A 16,707-nucleotide genomic window follows, 5' to 3' on the forward strand; every position below is an offset into this window, starting at 1 on the left:
TCCCCTCCATGGGAACTGTCCATCCAATCCATCGATTCGCTGTGGACCGCGGCGCCTTAAAGGGCATCGGCGGCCAGATGCTGCAGCACGAGCGTGAGCGGGCCTTCGATGCGCGCCAACTCACGCCGGCCGAGCGGCTCTTCTTCCAGGTCTGGGCGAGCGAAGGCTTTGCAACGGTCATCTTCCGGGAAGGACAGACCCTGTCTTCGCGCGGCGACGTGCCCGAGGCAGCCTACGTGATCATCTCGGGCTCGGTGGTCATGCAGGGGGAGCGTGAGTCTTACTCGCTGGGCCCAGGGGCTGTGATTGGCCTGGCCGAAGGCCTCTGCCAGGTGCCTGCCCAGCTCACGGCCCGCTCCACCAGCCTGCTCAACTGCAAGCTCATTCCCATGGACACGGCCATTCGCACCGTGGCCCGCACGAGCCCCGGCCTGCGCGAAGTCTTTCGACTCACCATTCGGCGCATCTTGGGAGAGACCGCGCCCGTCCCCCGGTGGCTCGCGGCATGATGCAGCGCGCCTGCCCCATTGAGGCTGTCTTTGAGCATGCAGCCCCGCGCCTGAAGGCCGTTCAGAGGGACAGCGCGCGGGTGGCGGTCTCGCTCGAGCAGCTCATTCGGCTCTTGGTGAGCGATGGTCCGACATTGGAGACGGCGCTGCCAAGGCTCCAGGTGCAGGCCATGGAGGTCCTGGCGGCCCCGTCGGTGCACCGAAAGGTTCCCGCGCCCATCGCTGTGGCGCAAGCGCCAACGGGCGGCGCAGAAGTCCCTGCGTTGCCGATTGCTCACGCAGTGGCGACCCCCACGCCCGTCGCCGAGCTGGTGACGCAGGACTCCGCTCCCACCTCAGAGGCGCTGTGGCTGCCCTATGGTGAACTCGAGGGGCTGCTCCACAACAGCCCAGGCCTGGTCAGGCCCCTCATGGAGGCCCTGCTGCTTCAGTCTCTGGCGAGCCAGGCTGCCGAATCCTCAGCAGAACCAGCACCAGCACGCCAAGCAGCATGACCCCCACGGAGACCGAGGCCGCATTCTGACTCGCGGCGTACTGAATGCTCGAGTGGGTGAGGTAGGCCGAGGAGGCACAAAAGAGCAGAGGTAGGACCGGATAGAGCGGCACCCGAAACGGGCGCACAACCGAGGGTTCACGCCAGCGCAGCACCAGCAAGGACAGGCCCACCAGCGTGAGGAAGAACCAGAAGACAGGCGCGGTGAACTCGACCATGGCCTCAAAGCCATCGTGCTGAAAAGCACCAAAGCCCACCAGGCCGAGGCTGATGAAGCCTTGTAGCCAGATGGCTCGAGTGGGCACACCGATGTCCTCTCGCCACTGCGACAGAGCCCGCAGACCTTGCCAGTCGACACCGAGGGACTGCATGGTTCGACCCCCAATGATCATGGTGGCATTGATGCTGGTGAGCGCGGCCAGTGCCACGATGATGCCCAACAGACGCTCGGCCCATGGGCCCAAGGAGAGTCGCATGGCATCGGCGGCTGCGGCCTTGCTCTGGGCCAAACCCTGCAGCCCCAAGGCATGGACCAAGGACAGGTTCACCAGGAGGTAAAGGGCGGAGATCAGCAGCAGGCTGCCCACCAGCACCCAGACCATGGTGCGGGCCTGTCCTTTGACCTCCGAGGACAGGTAAGCCGCCTCTCCCCAGCCGCCAAAGGTGAGCAGCACAAAGACCATGGCCAGGCCCAACAAGCCCAGGGGTGGGGTGGTGGCGAACCACGGCATCTGAGAGAGCGACCCTTGGGCCGGTGGGCTCCAGAGGCCCACCAGCACCACCACGGCCAGGCCCAGCAGGGCTGCAGCGAGCAGCATGGACTGCAGGCGCGCAGAAGCCTGAAGGCCAAAGAGATTGGTCAGCGTGAGCAGCACAATGATGAGCGAGGCCCACACCGCGGCGGAATGCCCCCCCAATGACCAGACCTGGGTCATGTAGTCGCCAAAGACATAGCCCAGTAGCGCAATGGCACCCGGGTTGATCACAAATGCCTTGGCCCATGCGTATAAGAAGGACAGATGTCGGCCAAAGGCCCGGTGCAGGAAGTGGTACTCGCCGCCTGAACTCGGAAAGGCCGTGCAGAGCTCGGCATAGCAGAGGGCGCCAGCCAAGGACAACAGGGCGCCAGCCACCCACAGCGCAAGCAGCCAGCCGAGATCGCCGGTGATGCCTGCGACCATGGACGGCGTCTTGAAGATGCCCGCGCCGACGACGATGCCCACGATCACCGCCACGGCCGCAAGCGGCGTCAACAGCCGGGCATGCGGCTGGCCTGATTGCGCAGAGGCGCTCACTGGCCGGATGCGGGCTTCTTGCTGGTGCGGCTTCCGCTGATCAGCGTGGGCTTGACCGCAGGCTGCATACGACCTGACAGGCGATCGCCATCCACACGGCCGTCAAACATGAGCACCTGGCCGCCCTTCATGCTGACCTGAAAGGTCATGTCGGCACCGCGCATGCGGGCCGCATCAATGGACACCGTCTGGCCATCGAGGGTGAGGCGACCCGTGAGCATCTGATGAATCTGACGCAGCTCAAGGCTGGCGGGCTGCTTGTAGCCCGGTATTTGAATGGACCAGGTGCCTTCGACCTGGGCAGGCACAATCCAGAGGTAGCCGATGGCGGCGCTCGTCTCGATGCGCTGATCGGGCGCCCAGGTCTGCATGTCAAAGGAGTGGGATACAACCCGCGTGCCCGGGGGCATCTTCTTGAGAATGGGCTTGAGCCGCAAGTTGAGGTCGGGCAGCAGGTACATGGTCACGACCGTGGCCTTGCTGAAGTCTTCCTTAAAAATGTCGCCCTGAATGATTCGAACCTTCTCGGCAACGCCCGCACGCACCGCGTTGCGCTGCGCAAGGCTCGCCATATCGGCCTCGTACTCAATGCCAACGGCCCTGGCTCCGAACTGCCGGGCCGCCGCAATGGCAATCTTTCCATCGCCCGCGCCCAGGTCGTAGACCAGGTCCTTGGAAGTGACACCGGCTGCATTGAGCATGGCCGTGACCATCTCGTCGGGCGTGGGAACCCAGATCACATCCTTTCCAGCCTGGCCAACGGTGGGCTGGTACTTGTCGTCGCCGGTGTCGGCCAGGGCAGTGGGTGCAGCAAGGGTCATCAATGCAAGGGAGGCAAGCGAAGTCAGGAGCACGCGCACGGGGTCACCTATGAGGAGAAATGGTCGGCCGCCAATCCGGCGGAACGACCAAATCTTATTAGAATTAGAGCCATGTGGGGACGTAGCTCAGCTGGGAGAGCGTCGCGTTCGCAATGCGAAGGTCGGGAGTTCGATCCTCCTCGTCTCCACCACCAAGTCATTGATTTGCGCAAAGACGGAGTCGACCATGTCGACGTAGCAATGATGTGTGAGTTCGGGCTGAGCCCTCCCAAAAAGAAGGGCGAGTCAGCATGCCATTCAGTACCCGGGAATTGCAGGTCTGTTCTGTGCCGCCTTCTCCTCATCTTTCTCGCCACATCCAGTGAGCACTGTCAGAGATAAAAGAACAGCAAAAAAAGCATGAAGGACTCGCATCATTGTCTCCTTAGGACTTGCAATTAATTTAGATGATTACAAAGACGCAAGTGCAAGACCCCAAACCAGACCAACCAAAAGCGTCTCCATGCCCCCTCCCTATCCACAGCCCCAGTCGATTTCTGATGGGGTCTTGTGTTCGTCTACTCTGGCCGTTTGATTTTTGTTACTTGGTGCTGGAGGCGGGACCCGGAATCGAACCGAGGTACACGGCTTTGCAGGCCGCTGCATAACCACTCTGCCATCCCGCCCGCAAGAGGGGTTGGAGCGGGAGACGAGTCTCGAACTCGCGACCTCAACCTTGGCAAGGTTGCGCTCTACCAACTGAGCTACTCCCGCAACGAAGCCCTCAATATTAGTCGTTTAAGAGCGGTCTCGCAACTCGGGCCAGGCCTGCATCAGGTAGTAGACCATCGAGAAAAAGGTGAGCCAGGCGGCAATGAGAATGAGCCATTGGCCCAGGGCTGCGGTGTCGATGAGGCCACCCAGAGCGGGGGCCTGGTAGAGCAAAAATGGAATGGACACCATCTGGGCCACGGTCTTGGCCTTGCCCAGCCAGTTCACGGCCACGCTGCGGCGCGCGCCAATCTCCGCCATCCATTCGCGCAAGGCCGAAATGGTGATCTCCCGCCCAATGATGATGAGGCCGACCACCGGGCCGACCCGCTGGGAATCCATGAGCACCACCAAGGCCGCGCAGACCATGAGCTTGTCTGCCACCGGGTCTAGAAAGGCGCCAAAGGCAGTGGTCTGGTTCCATCGCCGAGCCAGCCAGCCATCGACCCAATCCGTGATGGCCGCGAGCACAAAAATGAGCGTGGCCAGGGCGTTTCGCTCGTGGTCCGTCAGCCCCAAGGGCAAGTAGAAGACCCCCATGAAAATGGGGATGGCCAGCACCCTGGCCCAGGTGAGCAGGTTGGGGAGCTGGAAGTTCAAGCGGCTCCTACCAGCTGCCCACGTTGGGCATGGAAGCCCAGGGCTCGGCTGGCGGCAGCGGCGCGCCCCGCTGCAGGAGTTCGATGGAGATTTGATCGGGTGAGCGCACAAAGGCCATGTAGCCATCACGCGGCGGCCGGTTGATCACCACACCGGACTGCATGAGCCGCTCACAGGTCTCGTAAATGTTCTCGACCCCATAGGCCACGTGCCCAAAATTTCGGCCACCGCTGTAGACCTCTGGATCCCAGTTGTAAGTGAGCTCCAGTTGGGCATCGGCATCGCCCGGAGCGGCCAGGTAGGCCAGCGTGAAGCGGCCCTGTTCGGACTCGCGGGTTCTCAGCAATTCCAAGCCAAGCGCCTTGGTGTAAAAATCGATGGAGGCTTGAAGATCGGTGACACGCACCATGGTGTGAAGGTATTTCATGGCCGAAACTATACCGTGAAGGCTGTGCCCAGGAGACCCCCAATGACCTCACATGCAAACCCCTTGATCAGCCACCGAATGGGCCTTGGCACGTGGAACATGGGCGAGTCGCCCCTCACCCGAGACGCTGAGATCGCGGCGATCCAGACCGGGCTCGACCTGGGCATTCGTCTCATCGACACCGCCGAGATGTACGCCGAAGGCGGTGCCGAGCGGGTGATTGCTGCAGCACTAGAGGGACGGCCGGCGGTTGCGCGAGACTCCCTCACCATCGTGAGCAAGGTCTTGCCCTCCAATGCCAGCCGGACGGGCACTGTTCGAGCCGGCGAGGCCTCAATTGCACGCATGGGTTGCGATTATTTGGATGTCTTCCTGCTGCACTGGCCGGGCCGATTCCCGCTGGAGGAGACCCTCGCGGGCATGATCGATCTGGCCGAACGGGGCCTGATTCGTCGTTGGGGCATCAGCAACTTCGATCTGGCCGGCTGGCAACGCTGGGCCCAGGCGGAAGAAGCGCTCGGCGTGGCCGGGGCCTGCGCCACCAACCAGGTCTATTACGCCCTGGGTGCTCGGGGCGTGGAGTTCGACCTGCTGCCCGCCATGGTCGAGGCTGGCCAGCCCCTGATGGCCTACTCACCGCTGGGCAGTGGTGGATTGCTTCAGCATTCAGGCCTGCAGCGCCTCGCAGCCGACCACGCGATGACAGCCGCCACCTTGGCCATGCGATGGATCTCCCTTCGGCCTGGCGTGCTGCCCATCCCGAAGTCGAGCCGGCCTGAACATGTCGAAAAAAACTGGCAGGCGACCACGCAGTCGCCACCCCTCCCGCATGAGCCCTTGGCCGCACTAGATGCCCTTTTCCCTGCCCCGGTGAAAAAGATGCCGCTGGCCGTGCTCTAGTCTTCTATATTGGCGCGCATGCAAGACTCAACCGTGGTGTGGCTGCTCGATGACGATGCGAGCGTGCGAAAGGCCCTTTTGCGCATCCTCCACGACGCCGGCTGCGAGGTTGAGGATTTCGATTCTGCCGAGGCCCTGCGCAATCGGGCCAGCAGCGCGAGTTTGGCCCACGTAGACCTCCTCCTATTTGATGTTCGACTGCCTGGCGACTCGGGCCTGCAACTCTGGCAGGCCCTGCGCACCCGATCCGACTGCCCGCCCGTGGTGTTTCTCTCTGGGAATGCACAGATCAGCGAGGCCGTGACCGCCTTCAAGGACGGGGCCGCCGACTTTCTCCTCAAGCCATTCGAGCAGTTCGGCCTTCTGGAAGCCATCGAGCGCGCGAGGTGTCGGCCTCGGTCTGGCCGGGTGAATTCAGCTGCCCCCGCGGGCCAGCCCCCTTGGATGGACAGCCTCACCCAGCGCGAGCGCGAGGTCATGCTGCTCGTGGGCGAGGGCCTTCGCAATGCGGAGATCGGCGACCGCCTGGGCATTGGTTTGCGAACCGTGAAGATGCACCGGGGAAACATCATGTCCAAGCTCGGCGTGCGCAACCAGGGGCAGCTCTTGAAGAAGTATTTCTCCTCGCCCAACGGCCCGGGGGCCTAGATGATCGACGTTCGCACCACCTATGCCCTCACGGCATTGGTGCTTATGCTGGCCCCGATTGGAATCCTCCTCACCACGCGGGGCTTGCGCAACCATCAGATCACCTGCTGGGTCTTGGCCAATCTCATAGGCGGCCTTGGCTTCGGCTTCGTGATGCTCAGAGGCGCTGCGCCTGATCTCATCAGTTTTCATCTGGCCCATGTGCTCATGCTCCTGGGCATGTTTATGCGAATCCACACCCTTCGCATCCTGGAGGCGCCAGGGTCCTTCGGCCTCACGCGCGAGAATCTTCAGCCCTTCGCACTCTGGTTTGTCGGCTACATGGCCGTGTTCACCTGGGCCATGGCAGTGCCCTGGCCAGACCTCTGGCGAATGACGGCGGTGGTTCTTTCGCACATGGTCTTGCTGATCTGGTTCCTTCAACGAACCAGTCGCCTGGAGCAGCAGCAGCCAAGTGAAGGCCTCAGGCTGCTCCAGCTGGCCATCCTCATCCTACTCATTGGCTATAGCCTGAGGTTCGTGAGCATGCATGTTCTGCAGGAAGACGCCCATGTCTTTGCCGCAGCGCCTTTGCATAACGTCTCGGCCCTGCTGCTCATAAGCTTTGCGCTGCTCTCGAACATCGCCTTTCATCGACTCATCCTCGAAGACATCGACCGCGATCGCACCCAGGCCAAAGGAGCCTTGGTGGAAAGCCGGGGCGCAGCCTCCCGTTACGCGCTGCAGACACCAGGGGTGTCCATCGAGGCCTTTGGGTCGGCGATCTCCCACGAACTCAACCAGCCGCTTACGGCCATCGCGCTCAACGTGTCGCACCTACAACAGCAAATGGCCTCAGCGGGGAGTCGGGACCATCGTGACGAGGTGCTGCGTGACCTCATGGCCGACACCCGACGCGCCGCCGCGTTGGTGACCAACCTTCGCGTCCTGCTCGCCAATCAGCAGAGTGCTCGTGATGAGGTGCCCATTCAGGCTGCGGTGCATGAGGCCGTTGCATTGCTGCAGCGAAGCCCGGTGGCACAACAGCGCCCCATCTCGATTGATGTCTCTGCTCCAGAGCAGGACCTGCTGGTCATGGCCAACGCCGACCAACTGGTGCAGGTCTTTCTTAACCTCATGGTCAATTCCGCAGAGGCCATCGTCACCGAGTCCAAGCAAAAGCCCGCCCAGATCGCCATATCGGTGACCCAGAAAGGCAGCACGGTGGAAGTCTGCGTGACCGACAACGGTCCCGGTGTGCCGCCCGAGCTGCAGGACAAACTCTTTGACCTGTTCTCATCGGCCAAGCCCCGGGAGGGTGGCGTGGGCCTGTGGCTGGCCAAGACCATTCTGCTCAGCCATGAGGCCAGCATTTCTCTGGACACCAGCCATGCCCCGGGCACGCGGTTTGTCATGGTTTTCCCGAAGGTGCACCAAAGGCCGTAGTCATTGCAATGTTCTGGCCTTAGCCTCCACCGATGTCACTCGAGCTCGAGGCCATGAATCTACTCCGAAAATGTGCAGAGCGGCGCCGCAGCGCCAACATTCCCGCCCAAAAAGCTGCATTGGCTTTGAACTGGTCGGTGAGCAAGCTTGAGAAGATTGAGGCCGATGCCCTCAAGGGCGAGGGCTCGTTCCAGCAGTTCTCGGCAGAGGCCAAGGCCTACGACGCCTGGCTCACACAGGAATTGGGCGGCCCCATTTTCGTGCCCCACTTTCTTCGTCACACGCCACCATCAAAGCGCTGACCGGCGCTCTCACACCCCTCACGTAAACTTCGGAGATGGACGTTCTGCGAAGCACCCTTCGGGTGCTCTCATGGACAGGCGCGTTTTTAGCGCTGTCTGGCTGCGACCAAATTTCGCAGCGGCTCTCGTCACCGGCGTCCAGGCAGCCGGCCACACCAATGCAGCCAGTGACCATTCAGCCCGTGCCCAGCGCAGCCCCCACGGAGCCGCCCCCATCGGCAGCCACACCAGCACCAGCGCCACAAGCGACCAAGCAGCCCTCGCAGGAAGCCGCAGGCACGAACAGCAATGCGGTTCAGGCCTCGCCACAGGCGCCACGGCCCGACCAAGAAACCCTCAGCACCGCAAAGCTGCGTCAGTCCAGCCCGCTTGCGCCAGCGCCGGGCGGCACCGCTCCAGACCGCAATCAAGGCCGTTAAGCCGGCTCCTGAGGGGTGAGCCGGGCTCGAAAGGTGGCGCCCGCCACAACCTGCGTCTGAAGGCGTGCCTCGAGGTCTGGGGCGGCATCGAGCAAGACATCCGAGAACACCGCCCGAAAGGCCTCGGCCGGCACCGCCTCAAAGACCGCCCTCGGAATCTCCAGCGCCAGATGGCCCTGGGACAGGCCGCGGCTCGAGAGCTTCAAGGCAAAGGCCAGCAGTTGGGCCCGTGGGTCGTCCCGCTCGTCGTAGCGCACCGACCAATCCCATTCCGCCATGTTCAGAGCCCCTCCTGCTTGCGCGAGAGCGCCGCCAGCCAGGCCATCGCCTGGCGACTTGCGGCGTGCCCCGAGCCCGCTGGTGGAACGCCCTGCGGGAAGGCAATGACCCCCAAGGCCAGCTCCTTGGGCAGCCCCTTCCAGTGCGCGGGCGGCTCCATGCCCAGCCAGGTGGCCAGTTGTGGCACATCCACGAGGCCTGCAAACACGGTGGTGCCAGCAAAGCCCACGTCTGCGCGGCCCACCGTGCCCGTCTTGCCACGCAGCGGGCAGCCCTCCTTGCACGGCCGCCCGAAGGCCGCCTCCACCGCGGGGTGTGCCGTGCCACTGCCCCTCCAGCCGGGCTCTGCAGGCATCATCACCTTGGCCATGCCCGCCTGCACCACCTCCGCGGCACGACGATTCTGAAGGCCCGGGCGCGCAAGCGGCCGAACGGCATCGTCTTGTAGGAGCCAGACGGGCGCAGAGGCCCGCCCCCGAGCGGCATTCGAAATCTGTGCTGCCAGGCTGGCCACGCCCACGGCCGTGGCCCGGGCATCGCCCGCACCAAGCACCGACTGCACCAGGCTGGACGTGCGCAGGTAGGCCTGCTCCGCAGCACGGTCGCGCGGCGCGCGGGCCCGGCCTGCGCGAACATCCTCGTAGCTGCGCCAATCGAAGAGCACCACGGGCTCGCGCATGTCTGCACCCTCGCCTGCCCCAATGGGCATGCGCCCGAACTGGCCTGGCACGGGAAGGCGAGCCCCGCTCAGGTTGGCCCGCTCCCCCGACCAGCCCACCTGGGCCACCAGCGCCGACACCCGCATGGGCATGGCACAGGGCACCGGCACACGCGGTGTCGCGCCCAAGTTGCAAATGGCTGCGCGCTCCCACCACTCGTTGCGCTTTTCGACCTCATCGTCGAGCTGACCCGAGGTCTTGATCTGCAACTGCAGGTCGCGCGAGGAGACCGACTCGGCAAATGCAAGGCTAAAGAAGAGTTTGGCCACGGATGCCGGTGGCGCTTCGACCAGGGCGGCCGCCAAGGGCTTGGAGCCTTCGATGCCGCGCTGGTCACAGGCGGCTCCCTCACAGCCCATGGCCAGAATGCCCATGGTGGCCGGGTCGATGACCACCATCGAGAGGCCCTTCATGCCCCGGGCTGCCTGCGGCATGAAGGCTTCGAGCTGCTGCTGCAGTGGGCCCGAGAGGCTGATGCGAAGTTGGCGCGGCGATGCAGACTGCCCATCGACGGCATCGGTCACCATGGCCCGAGGCGCCATCCAAGCGGCCAAGTCTCGGCTCAGGCGCGGCGGCGATGCAGCCGGGGCTGCGAGGCCACACCGGGCCCGTGGGCCCGAGAGCAGAACCTGCTGGCCACTCGTGTCCTGGCCGAAGAGACAGGGCGGCAGCGAGGTCCAGGAGACCCGCTCGGCCAGCGACTGGGCCACGATTGCGCGCTGTGGTTCATCGGCCCGGGGCGTGAGCCATGCCGGGTTTTGCGCCACGAGGGCCAGGTCTCGCAAGAACGGACCACACGACACCGTTCGCCAGTGCGAGAACAAGGCCTTCGCGTGCGACTGCGCATGGGCCTGCCAGGCCAGGGCCACGCGTGTGGACCAGTCCACCGGCCTCGCCGCGGCACCGGCAGTGCGATCCGTCACAACACCCGCAGTCGCACCCGCCGCGCTCTGAAGCCGCCCCAGCACCACCGCCAGGGGCCTGGCCTCACAAGCAGCCACAAGTGCAGCCTGGGCTGCCGCGAGCGTCGCGGCATCGGCGGGGGCTTGCGCCGCAAGCTCTTGGCTCAAGGCCACCAGCCGGTTCACTTGGGCAGCGGGCACAAAACGGTCGTCGCCCTCGTAGGCACGGCTCTCCAGGCGTTCCTGCTGAAGGCCCACGGCCAGGAGCAGCAGCAGCGAGAAAAAGGCAATGAGGCCCACCAGGCCGCGCAGCAGTTGCCGAGAAAAACTCATGGCCGGCGCTCCTTCGAAGACTGCGCGCTGGCCCCGGCCAGCAGGCCAAATCCAATGGCCGCCGACAGGAACGATGAGAGACCGAGGCTCATGAGGGGCAGCCCAAGGCCAGTGAGCGGAATGAGGCGAAGGTTGCCCAGGCCGGTGACCACCGTCTGAATGGCGGACGCCATGAGCAAGAAAAATCCAATGGCATAGAGGGCTCGGCTCTGGTGCAGGCCCATGGCCAGCCCGCGCACGGCCACCACCAGCAGCAGGCCATAGACGATGAGCACCAGGGCCAGCAAGAGCAGGGCGGTCCGGTCTCCAAAGAGCCCCAACAGGATGGTGGGCAGGTAATCGCTCAGCGACTGCAGCGGCAGGCAGGCCCCCTCGTGGCTGCACCACTGAATCTGACCCAGGCCGTAACCACTGGGCTGGCCACCTTCGGCGAACTTGATGAGACGCGCGAAATCACTCACCGCAGCCTGCATGGGCTCGAGCATGAGGAGCAGTCGGCCCATGACACGTTCGGTGAGCATGGCCGCGGCCGACAAGACCACCCCCAGGCCCATGGCCAGCGCCAGGAAGCGCCAGCCAAAAATGATGAAGATGAGCGCCAGGAAGACCGCAGCACTGATCAACGCGCCACCAAAATCCTTGAAGGCCACCGCGGCTGCACCCACCACCAACAGGGCCAACAGAAACACGCCACCGAAGGCGCGAAGAAAGTGGCGATGAATGTCGCGGGCTGCGCAGGGAGATGCAGCAGCCCCAAACAGGGCGCGCACCAGCCCGCCCATGCTCATAAAGCCCTCGAGCACCTCACGCGCAAGGTAGGCCTGCCGCGCATAACGAACCACCACCAGGCCCGCCAATCCGCAGACCCAGATCTTCAGAGATTCAGAGCCCGCCGCCGGGCTGATGGCCGCATAAAAGAGTGGCACGATCGCCGCACCCAGGAGCGCGGCCAGGCCCAGTCGATTCGAGAGCCACTCCAAGGCCTGCGAGATGGGCCGTGCGGCAAGAAGGCAGGCCATGAAGCAGGCCAAGGCACCGACCACCACGATCAGTTGGCGTGGCAAGGCATACGTGAACGGGTTCAGGGCAAAACCCAAGGCCCCTTCGCCAAACCGCAGGCCTGCATCGGCCATGACCAGCAGGCCCAGGGCCACCACCGAAAGCAGGCCTGTGGTCGCGGCAAATGCGGGCCAGCCCAGGCGCCGCCAGACGAGCCAGCCTGCAAGGCCTCCCAAGAGCGCCAGCACACCGGGCATGAGGCTGATGGCCATTGTGAGCCGACTGGCCTGCGCAGCGAGCCGATCCGGCTCATCGATCACGCGAGCCAAATCCCATCGCACTGAAGAAAACTCACCGGAGAGGCTGTTGTAACGAATGCCCTCGGCCAACAGCAGGGCATGAAAGAGGTCGATGTAGCCAGGGTTCGCCTCCTGGGTTCGAACCCGAATGCGCTCGATGCGCTGATCGACGAGGCCCACCATCCAGTGCGACAAGAGATGGCCCGAGGACACCTGCAGCACGGCTGCGCGCAGCGCCTCGTAGCGCACGAGCCCACGTTGGGCCCTCTGCAGCCCAGCCTTCAAGGCCTCTGGGTTCGTTTTTGCGTTGGCATTGGTCGCGAGCAGCCTGCCCATGCCGCAGTCGGCCTGCGCAATGGGCACACCCAGGTAACCCTCACACAAGGATGCTGCGGATGAGACAACCTCGCCATCGGTCGATGCCGGCCCACGCAGATCGAGGTTCACGGCAGCGGCCCGAGAGGCGAGCCAGAGGGCCTCTCGCGGCACGCGATCGGTTGGCAGGCCCAGCGTGAGCATCGACCACAGAAACCCCCCGAGCAGCGCGGCAGCAAGAAGTCCCGCCAGCCCGCGGCTTGGTTTCCTTAAGTCAGACATTCGTATAGATTGCCAGAATGCTCTCCGACCTTCTTGCGCACTTCCGCAACAGCACCCGTTCGCCCGAGGGCGGGCCGCCCAAAGACATGGAACAGGCCACCCACTGGGCGGAGGCCATTGGCCTGGAACTCAAGGGGCTCATCTCACAGACGGTGCTGGCCGAGCTCGAACAGCGCGAGAAGAAATACCTTCAGAGCATTCTGGCCAAGAGCCAATTCGTGATCGACTCTCTCGTGGTCATTCCCCTGGACAAGGACGCCTCGGAAAACTTCGAGAGCTTTCTACAAGTACATGAAGAGATTGATCCCGGCTTCAAGCTGCGCTTTTTTCGCTCGCTCATGGAGACCCAGTACCGGTCTACACGCGGCTCGGTGGTCGTGGTCTCCCAAGACTTCCAGCCCACCGTTCAGTTCTTGAGCCAGAGCCTGGAGCAGCCCAGCCAGGATGAGCGCTATCAGGTCTCCCTGCGAGGCCGACGGCTGAACTTTCAGGTGCAGGTGAGCCTGCGCGGGCCGGTGGCCCAGAGTGCACCATCGGGCGCGGCTGCGGCCGCAGCGGCAGCAGTCAGCAGTGTGTTTGGCAGTTCAAGCGGCAGCAGCTCAGCCAGCCCCACAGCGGGCGCCGACAACAGCCTTCTGCTGCGCATCTGGGATGCCCAGGGCGAGCGCATGCTCGAGGTGACCACACCATTCCTGATCGGCCGAGAGAGCCCGAGCGAGGCCGAGCTCGGTGGCCTCTCCTTCGTCACCTTGCACGGCCAGTATGTCTCGCGGCGTCATCTGGTGGTGCTCAATGTGCTCGATGAGACCTACTTCTTCATCCATGATGCGGCGAGTTTGTCGTGCTTGTCGGCGGGCGGGCAGCTGTTGCGGCCCTCCACGGTCTACAGCATGCCCAAGCACGCCGAGATGCGACTGCTCTTTGGGGCCACCAGCGAGAACCGCGCCCAGACCTTCGACAAGGCCCAGGCTGCGCAATTTCCAATCGTGGAGATGCGCCGCCGCGGGGCCCAGGGTACGAGCGTGACCGAGGCCACGCCACGGCCCCGCGCCATCAAGCCTTGAACCCATTGCACTGCCGGTGGCGTCGTTGATGTTTCGATGTGGCATGGCGCTCAACCTGGGCGCGCCCGATCGGCTCGCCTTCGATGCGGCCACTCGCCACCCGAGCCTGCCACTGGCCGTGCTCTGCGATGGCGCCAATGGCACCCCGCACGGCGGCGCTGTGGCCCAGGCGGCAAGCCAGCGGGTGCTGGAGGCACTCGGGGCGGGCACACCCCTGTCGGGCCAACTGCTCGATGCCATGAGCCAGGAATTCGATGCCCAGTGGCCCGAATCGGGCTGCACCCTGCTCGCCTTTGCGGCGGACGACCAAGGCCTTTGCATCACCAGCGTGGGCGACAGCTTTGCCGAACTCTTTGCTCATCGCCAAGGACAGTGGGCCTCCGAGCATCAATTGGCTCGGCATGTGGATGACGAGGGTCACCCCACCCAGCTCATCGGAGCCAATGTGCCCATCAGCCCCCACTGCTGCGAGCGACAGACCAGTGCCGAGGTGACTTGCTGGGCGGCCTTCCTGATGAGCGATGGGGCTGGTGCGTATTTGTCCACGGCCGACCTTCGCGATGTCTTGCTGCCCATTGGCTCACAGACACCCAGCGACCACGACCTGCAGTTCTGCGCCGAGACCTTGGCCGCGCTGGCGATGTCCAGGGGCAGCCACGACGATGTCTCGGTGCTCATGGCCTGGGTGCAACAGCCATGAAGCTCGATGCCTTCACCAAGCGGTTTGAGGACGACCACAACCTCTCGCGCGAGCTCTCGCTGCTCAACGACCTCGCCCAGCGCGGCGCGCCCGTGCCGAAGGTGCTCGCCACCGACCACCGGGCCCTGACCATTGAGATGGAGCATCGCGGCCAGAGCCTGGCCGAGTGGGTGCATGAGCGGCCGGACGATGAAGTGGTGCAGATGCTTGCACCTGCCCTGGCCGCCTTTGACCGTGTGGCCCGGCTTGGGGTTTTTCACCTGGATGTGGCTGCCCGCAATGTGCTCCTCGAATCGCCAAGCAGCCGCCAAGCCCAGGTGATTGATTTCTCGGCTGCCCTGTGCGCGCGCTTTCCACTGCAAAAGCCGCTGTGGCTGCGCGTGAACCCCAGCATTCACCACCCCGAGCTCGCACGCGCCATCGAGGCCGACTGGCGGGCCTTCTTTGAGGCCGTGGGCCTGCCCGTGCCCGAGAACTTCGTGGACCACTTCGACATTCCATGGGATCGATACGCAGGCCACTGGCCCGGCAGCATCGCGGCCAACAGCCTGAACCACCAGCATGCGCTGCTCGCCTATGGGCTGGCTGGCCTGCTCGACGAGGTGGGGGCCACCCTCACCTCTGCCCACCGCAGCCGACTGGCCCCATGGGCCCAGGTGCTGCGCGCCTGCCAGACCCAGGCCGAGGCACAAAAGCAGATTGCCGCGGCCATCCGAGCACTCGGCACCCAGGATGCCACCCCGATGCCCACGGCCGTGCACACGGGCGGCCAGGGCACGGCGGAACGTGGCTCAGCCGATGCCTCGGCTGCATCCCGAGCATCCACCTCGGGGCCGATGAGTGATGCGGGTCGACCAGCAGCGGCCCCCGCGGTCGAGCCGACGGCCGGAGCATGGCCCCCTTCCGCCGAGCCCGATGGCTTTTCCTGGCAGGCGCGCGCCCTGCTGGCCGCCCTGCCGGTTGCGGGTTTCATCATCACCGACCAGGTCTACACCAGCCAGGCGGCCAGGCTTGGTGACATGGCCTTCTACAGTGCCCTGGCCACCATTCCCGTGCTCATGCTGCTGCTGGCCAGTCTGGCCCAGACGGGCGGGCTCAACCTGCAGCGCGTCTGCATGCTGGTGCTCGCGGCCCTTCAGTTCATGCTCGCCCGCGACCTCTGGCCGCAGGTGGGCCCCCTGTGGGCGGGCCTCACCCTGCTGCCTGGCAGCCTGGGGGTGGTGGGCATTGTCATGCGTTGGCGATCACCCATGCAGTGAAAGACGGTTTTATGGGGCTCAAGACGAGAGTGCTTGCTCCGATTCTAAACTCGGGGAATACTCGTCCGACCGATCAATTTAATTTTCCAGCGTGACCGTCATGTCATCTCAAAAAGACAACTTCTCGAACAAGTCTTACCCCACCATCATCGACGGCACCACGCGCTTCAAGGGCGACCTCGAACTTGGCGCCAACGCCCGAATCGATGGCAAATTCCTCGGAAACCTCTTGGCGCCCGGCGAGAAGAACGAGGTCACGCTGGTCATTGGCCGCGATGGCGACATCCAGGGCGACATCCGCTGCCACAGCATTCAAATTTCCGGCACGGTGCATGGCAACGTGCGGGCCAAACTGGTGGAACTGCGCACCGGTGGCGTGATTGAGGGCGACGTGGAATACGACGCCATTGAACTGCACCAGGGTGCGTCCATTCTGGGCGCCCTCACCTGCAAGGCCGAGGGCCGCAAGCGCTGAATTGGGCTTCGGCTGCGCGGGTGGCACCACCACCGCGCCGCTAGCCCGTGCAGAACTGGCTGCGCAGGAGCTTTCCGAGATCTCCCTTGCTGGCCAGCGGCGTCCAGCCGGCTTCGGGCTGCCGAATCACCGCCGTGGGACGTCCCGTTCCCCGCTTCCCGCTGTAGCGCCGTTCCAGGCGCACCCGCATCCTGGCCTTCTGGCAGTCGATCTCCTGAAGCCGGAGGCGAGAAAGATGGCCAAAGAGGTCGGCATGAAAGTAATCCTCCACCACAACAATCAGGTAGCCCACCTGGGTTCGGCGGGCCGTATCAAGTTCCACGTACTCCACCCGATTAAATCCAGAGGCCACTACCAAATAGTTGGCCTGCGCACGGGGCGCAGCAAAAAAAGACGAAGCCAGCAGAAAGCAGACAAAAGCGAATGATGAGTGCAAGAAAGCAGGAAATGACCACCAAAGGCGGCCTGCAGCAGATGCCCAGGGGCGGGAAC

At 64.2% G+C, this 16,707-nt stretch carries 19 protein-coding genes and 3 tRNA genes; 12 read left to right on the forward strand and 10 right to left on the reverse strand.

The features are described 5' to 3' along the window. Positions 1 to 8 precede the first annotated feature (8 nt). Together AC8GDA_RS05890 and AC8GDA_RS05895 are read left to right on the forward strand one after the other, a co-directional pair. Positions 9 to 509, forward strand: a complete 501-nt coding sequence (locus AC8GDA_RS05890) for a cyclic nucleotide-binding domain-containing protein (RefSeq protein WP_506555608.1) — start codon at positions 9 to 11, stop codon at positions 507 to 509. Next, a complete protein-coding gene (locus AC8GDA_RS05895) occupies positions 506 to 1,003 on the forward strand; it encodes a hypothetical protein (RefSeq protein WP_506555609.1) in 498 nt (165 codons plus the stop codon). Before AC8GDA_RS05890 ends, AC8GDA_RS05895 begins: the two co-directional genes overlap by 4 nt. Here the strand turns inward: AC8GDA_RS05895 and AC8GDA_RS05900 are convergent. Together AC8GDA_RS05900 and AC8GDA_RS05905 are read right to left on the reverse strand one after the other, a co-directional pair. Continuing rightward, a complete protein-coding gene (locus AC8GDA_RS05900) occupies positions 918 to 2,297 on the reverse strand; it encodes an APC family permease (protein ID WP_506555610.1) in 1,380 nt (459 codons plus the stop codon). The genes AC8GDA_RS05895 and AC8GDA_RS05900 overlap by 86 nt on opposite strands. Next, complete coding sequence (locus AC8GDA_RS05905; protein ID WP_506555611.1) at positions 2,294 to 3,118, reverse strand: methyltransferase domain-containing protein; 825 nt, start codon at positions 3,116 to 3,118, stop codon at positions 2,294 to 2,296. The genes AC8GDA_RS05900 and AC8GDA_RS05905 overlap by 4 nt, the downstream gene beginning before the upstream one ends. A gap of 115 nt (positions 3,119 to 3,233) precedes the next feature. Here AC8GDA_RS05905 and AC8GDA_RS05910 point away from each other — a divergent pair. Next, positions 3,234 to 3,309 (forward strand) — tRNA-Ala (locus AC8GDA_RS05910). Between the two features lie 400 nt (positions 3,310 to 3,709). Here AC8GDA_RS05910 and AC8GDA_RS05915 read toward each other — a convergent pair. The 4 genes from AC8GDA_RS05915 to AC8GDA_RS05930 all read right to left on the reverse strand — a co-directional run bounded on the left by AC8GDA_RS05915 (position 3,710) and on the right by AC8GDA_RS05930 (position 4,895). Continuing rightward, positions 3,710 to 3,783, reverse strand: a tRNA-Cys gene (locus AC8GDA_RS05915). Positions 3,784 to 3,795: 12 nt separating this feature from the next. Continuing rightward, a tRNA-Gly gene (locus AC8GDA_RS05920) sits at positions 3,796 to 3,871 on the reverse strand. Positions 3,872 to 3,895: 24 nt separating this feature from the next. After that, complete coding sequence (pgsA, locus tag AC8GDA_RS05925) at positions 3,896 to 4,468, reverse strand: CDP-diacylglycerol--glycerol-3-phosphate 3-phosphatidyltransferase (protein ID WP_506555612.1); 573 nt, start codon at positions 4,466 to 4,468, stop codon at positions 3,896 to 3,898. Positions 4,469 to 4,475: 7 nt separating this feature from the next. Beyond that, a complete protein-coding gene (locus tag AC8GDA_RS05930; protein ID WP_506555613.1) occupies positions 4,476 to 4,895 on the reverse strand; it encodes a VOC family protein in 420 nt (139 codons plus the stop codon). A gap of 42 nt (positions 4,896 to 4,937) precedes the next feature. Between AC8GDA_RS05930 and AC8GDA_RS05935 the strand changes: the two genes are divergently transcribed. The 5 genes from AC8GDA_RS05935 to AC8GDA_RS05955 are packed head-to-tail and all read left to right on the forward strand — an operon-like array spanning position 4,938 to position 8,589. Then, complete coding sequence (locus AC8GDA_RS05935) at positions 4,938 to 5,795, forward strand: aldo/keto reductase (RefSeq protein ID WP_506555614.1); 858 nt, start codon at positions 4,938 to 4,940, stop codon at positions 5,793 to 5,795. 18 nt (positions 5,796 to 5,813) lie between these two features. After that, on the forward strand, positions 5,814 to 6,443 hold the full coding sequence (locus AC8GDA_RS05940) for a response regulator transcription factor (protein WP_506555615.1): 630 nt from the start codon (positions 5,814 to 5,816) through the stop codon (positions 6,441 to 6,443). Beyond that, positions 6,444 to 7,868 (forward strand): sensor histidine kinase, encoded by a 1,425-nt coding sequence (locus tag AC8GDA_RS05945; protein ID WP_506555616.1) that lies wholly within the window; start codon positions 6,444 to 6,446, stop codon positions 7,866 to 7,868. 32 nt (positions 7,869 to 7,900) lie between these two features. Further along, positions 7,901 to 8,170: a hypothetical protein gene (locus AC8GDA_RS05950; protein WP_506555617.1), complete on the forward strand. Its 270-nt coding sequence runs from the start codon at positions 7,901 to 7,903 to the stop codon at positions 8,168 to 8,170. 35 nt (positions 8,171 to 8,205) lie between these two features. Next, positions 8,206 to 8,589 carry a hypothetical protein gene (locus AC8GDA_RS05955; RefSeq protein WP_506555618.1) on the forward strand — a complete coding sequence of 128 codons (384 nt, stop codon included), beginning with the start codon at positions 8,206 to 8,208 and terminating at the stop codon, positions 8,587 to 8,589. Here the strand turns inward: AC8GDA_RS05955 and AC8GDA_RS05960 are convergent. The 3 genes from AC8GDA_RS05960 to AC8GDA_RS05970 are packed head-to-tail and all read right to left on the reverse strand — an operon-like array spanning position 8,586 to position 12,717. After that, on the reverse strand, positions 8,586 to 8,867 hold the full coding sequence (locus AC8GDA_RS05960) for a hypothetical protein (protein ID WP_506555619.1): 282 nt from the start codon (positions 8,865 to 8,867) through the stop codon (positions 8,586 to 8,588). The genes AC8GDA_RS05955 and AC8GDA_RS05960 overlap by 4 nt on opposite strands. Positions 8,868 to 8,869: 2 nt before the next feature. Then, a complete protein-coding gene (locus AC8GDA_RS05965) occupies positions 8,870 to 10,822 on the reverse strand; it encodes a hypothetical protein (RefSeq protein WP_506555620.1) in 1,953 nt (650 codons plus the stop codon). Then, entirely contained in the window at positions 10,819 to 12,717 is a 1,899-nt protein-coding gene (locus AC8GDA_RS05970; protein ID WP_506555621.1) for an FtsW/RodA/SpoVE family cell cycle protein, read from the reverse strand. Before AC8GDA_RS05970 ends, AC8GDA_RS05965 begins: the two co-directional genes overlap by 4 nt. Before the next feature lie 17 nt (positions 12,718 to 12,734). Between AC8GDA_RS05970 and AC8GDA_RS05975 the strand changes: the two genes are divergently transcribed. From AC8GDA_RS05975 to AC8GDA_RS05990, 4 genes are all read left to right on the forward strand, one after another. Continuing rightward, positions 12,735 to 13,781 carry a hypothetical protein gene (locus AC8GDA_RS05975; protein WP_506555622.1) on the forward strand — a complete coding sequence of 349 codons (1,047 nt, stop codon included), beginning with the start codon at positions 12,735 to 12,737 and terminating at the stop codon, positions 13,779 to 13,781. Between the two features lie 43 nt (positions 13,782 to 13,824). Next, positions 13,825 to 14,481 (forward strand): hypothetical protein, encoded by a 657-nt coding sequence (locus AC8GDA_RS05980; RefSeq protein ID WP_506555623.1) that lies wholly within the window; start codon positions 13,825 to 13,827, stop codon positions 14,479 to 14,481. Then, positions 14,478 to 15,740 (forward strand): lipopolysaccharide kinase InaA family protein, encoded by a 1,263-nt coding sequence (locus tag AC8GDA_RS05985; RefSeq protein ID WP_506555624.1) that lies wholly within the window; start codon positions 14,478 to 14,480, stop codon positions 15,738 to 15,740. Before AC8GDA_RS05980 ends, AC8GDA_RS05985 begins: the two co-directional genes overlap by 4 nt. 100 nt (positions 15,741 to 15,840) lie before the next feature. Further along, positions 15,841 to 16,215, forward strand: a complete 375-nt coding sequence (locus tag AC8GDA_RS05990; RefSeq protein WP_506555625.1) for a bactofilin family protein — start codon at positions 15,841 to 15,843, stop codon at positions 16,213 to 16,215. A 40-nt stretch (positions 16,216 to 16,255) separates the two neighbouring features. On the opposite strand, the gene AC8GDA_RS05995 is transcribed toward AC8GDA_RS05990, so the two are convergent. Then, positions 16,256 to 16,651, reverse strand: a complete 396-nt coding sequence (locus AC8GDA_RS05995; protein WP_506555626.1) for a surface-adhesin E family protein — start codon at positions 16,649 to 16,651, stop codon at positions 16,256 to 16,258. Positions 16,652 to 16,707 lie beyond the last annotated feature (56 nt).

Source organism: Hahnella aquatica (SeqCode) (assembly GCF_965194505.1).
GTDB classification, from domain to species: Bacteria; Pseudomonadota; Gammaproteobacteria; order Burkholderiales; family Burkholderiaceae_A; genus Hahnella; species Hahnella aquatica.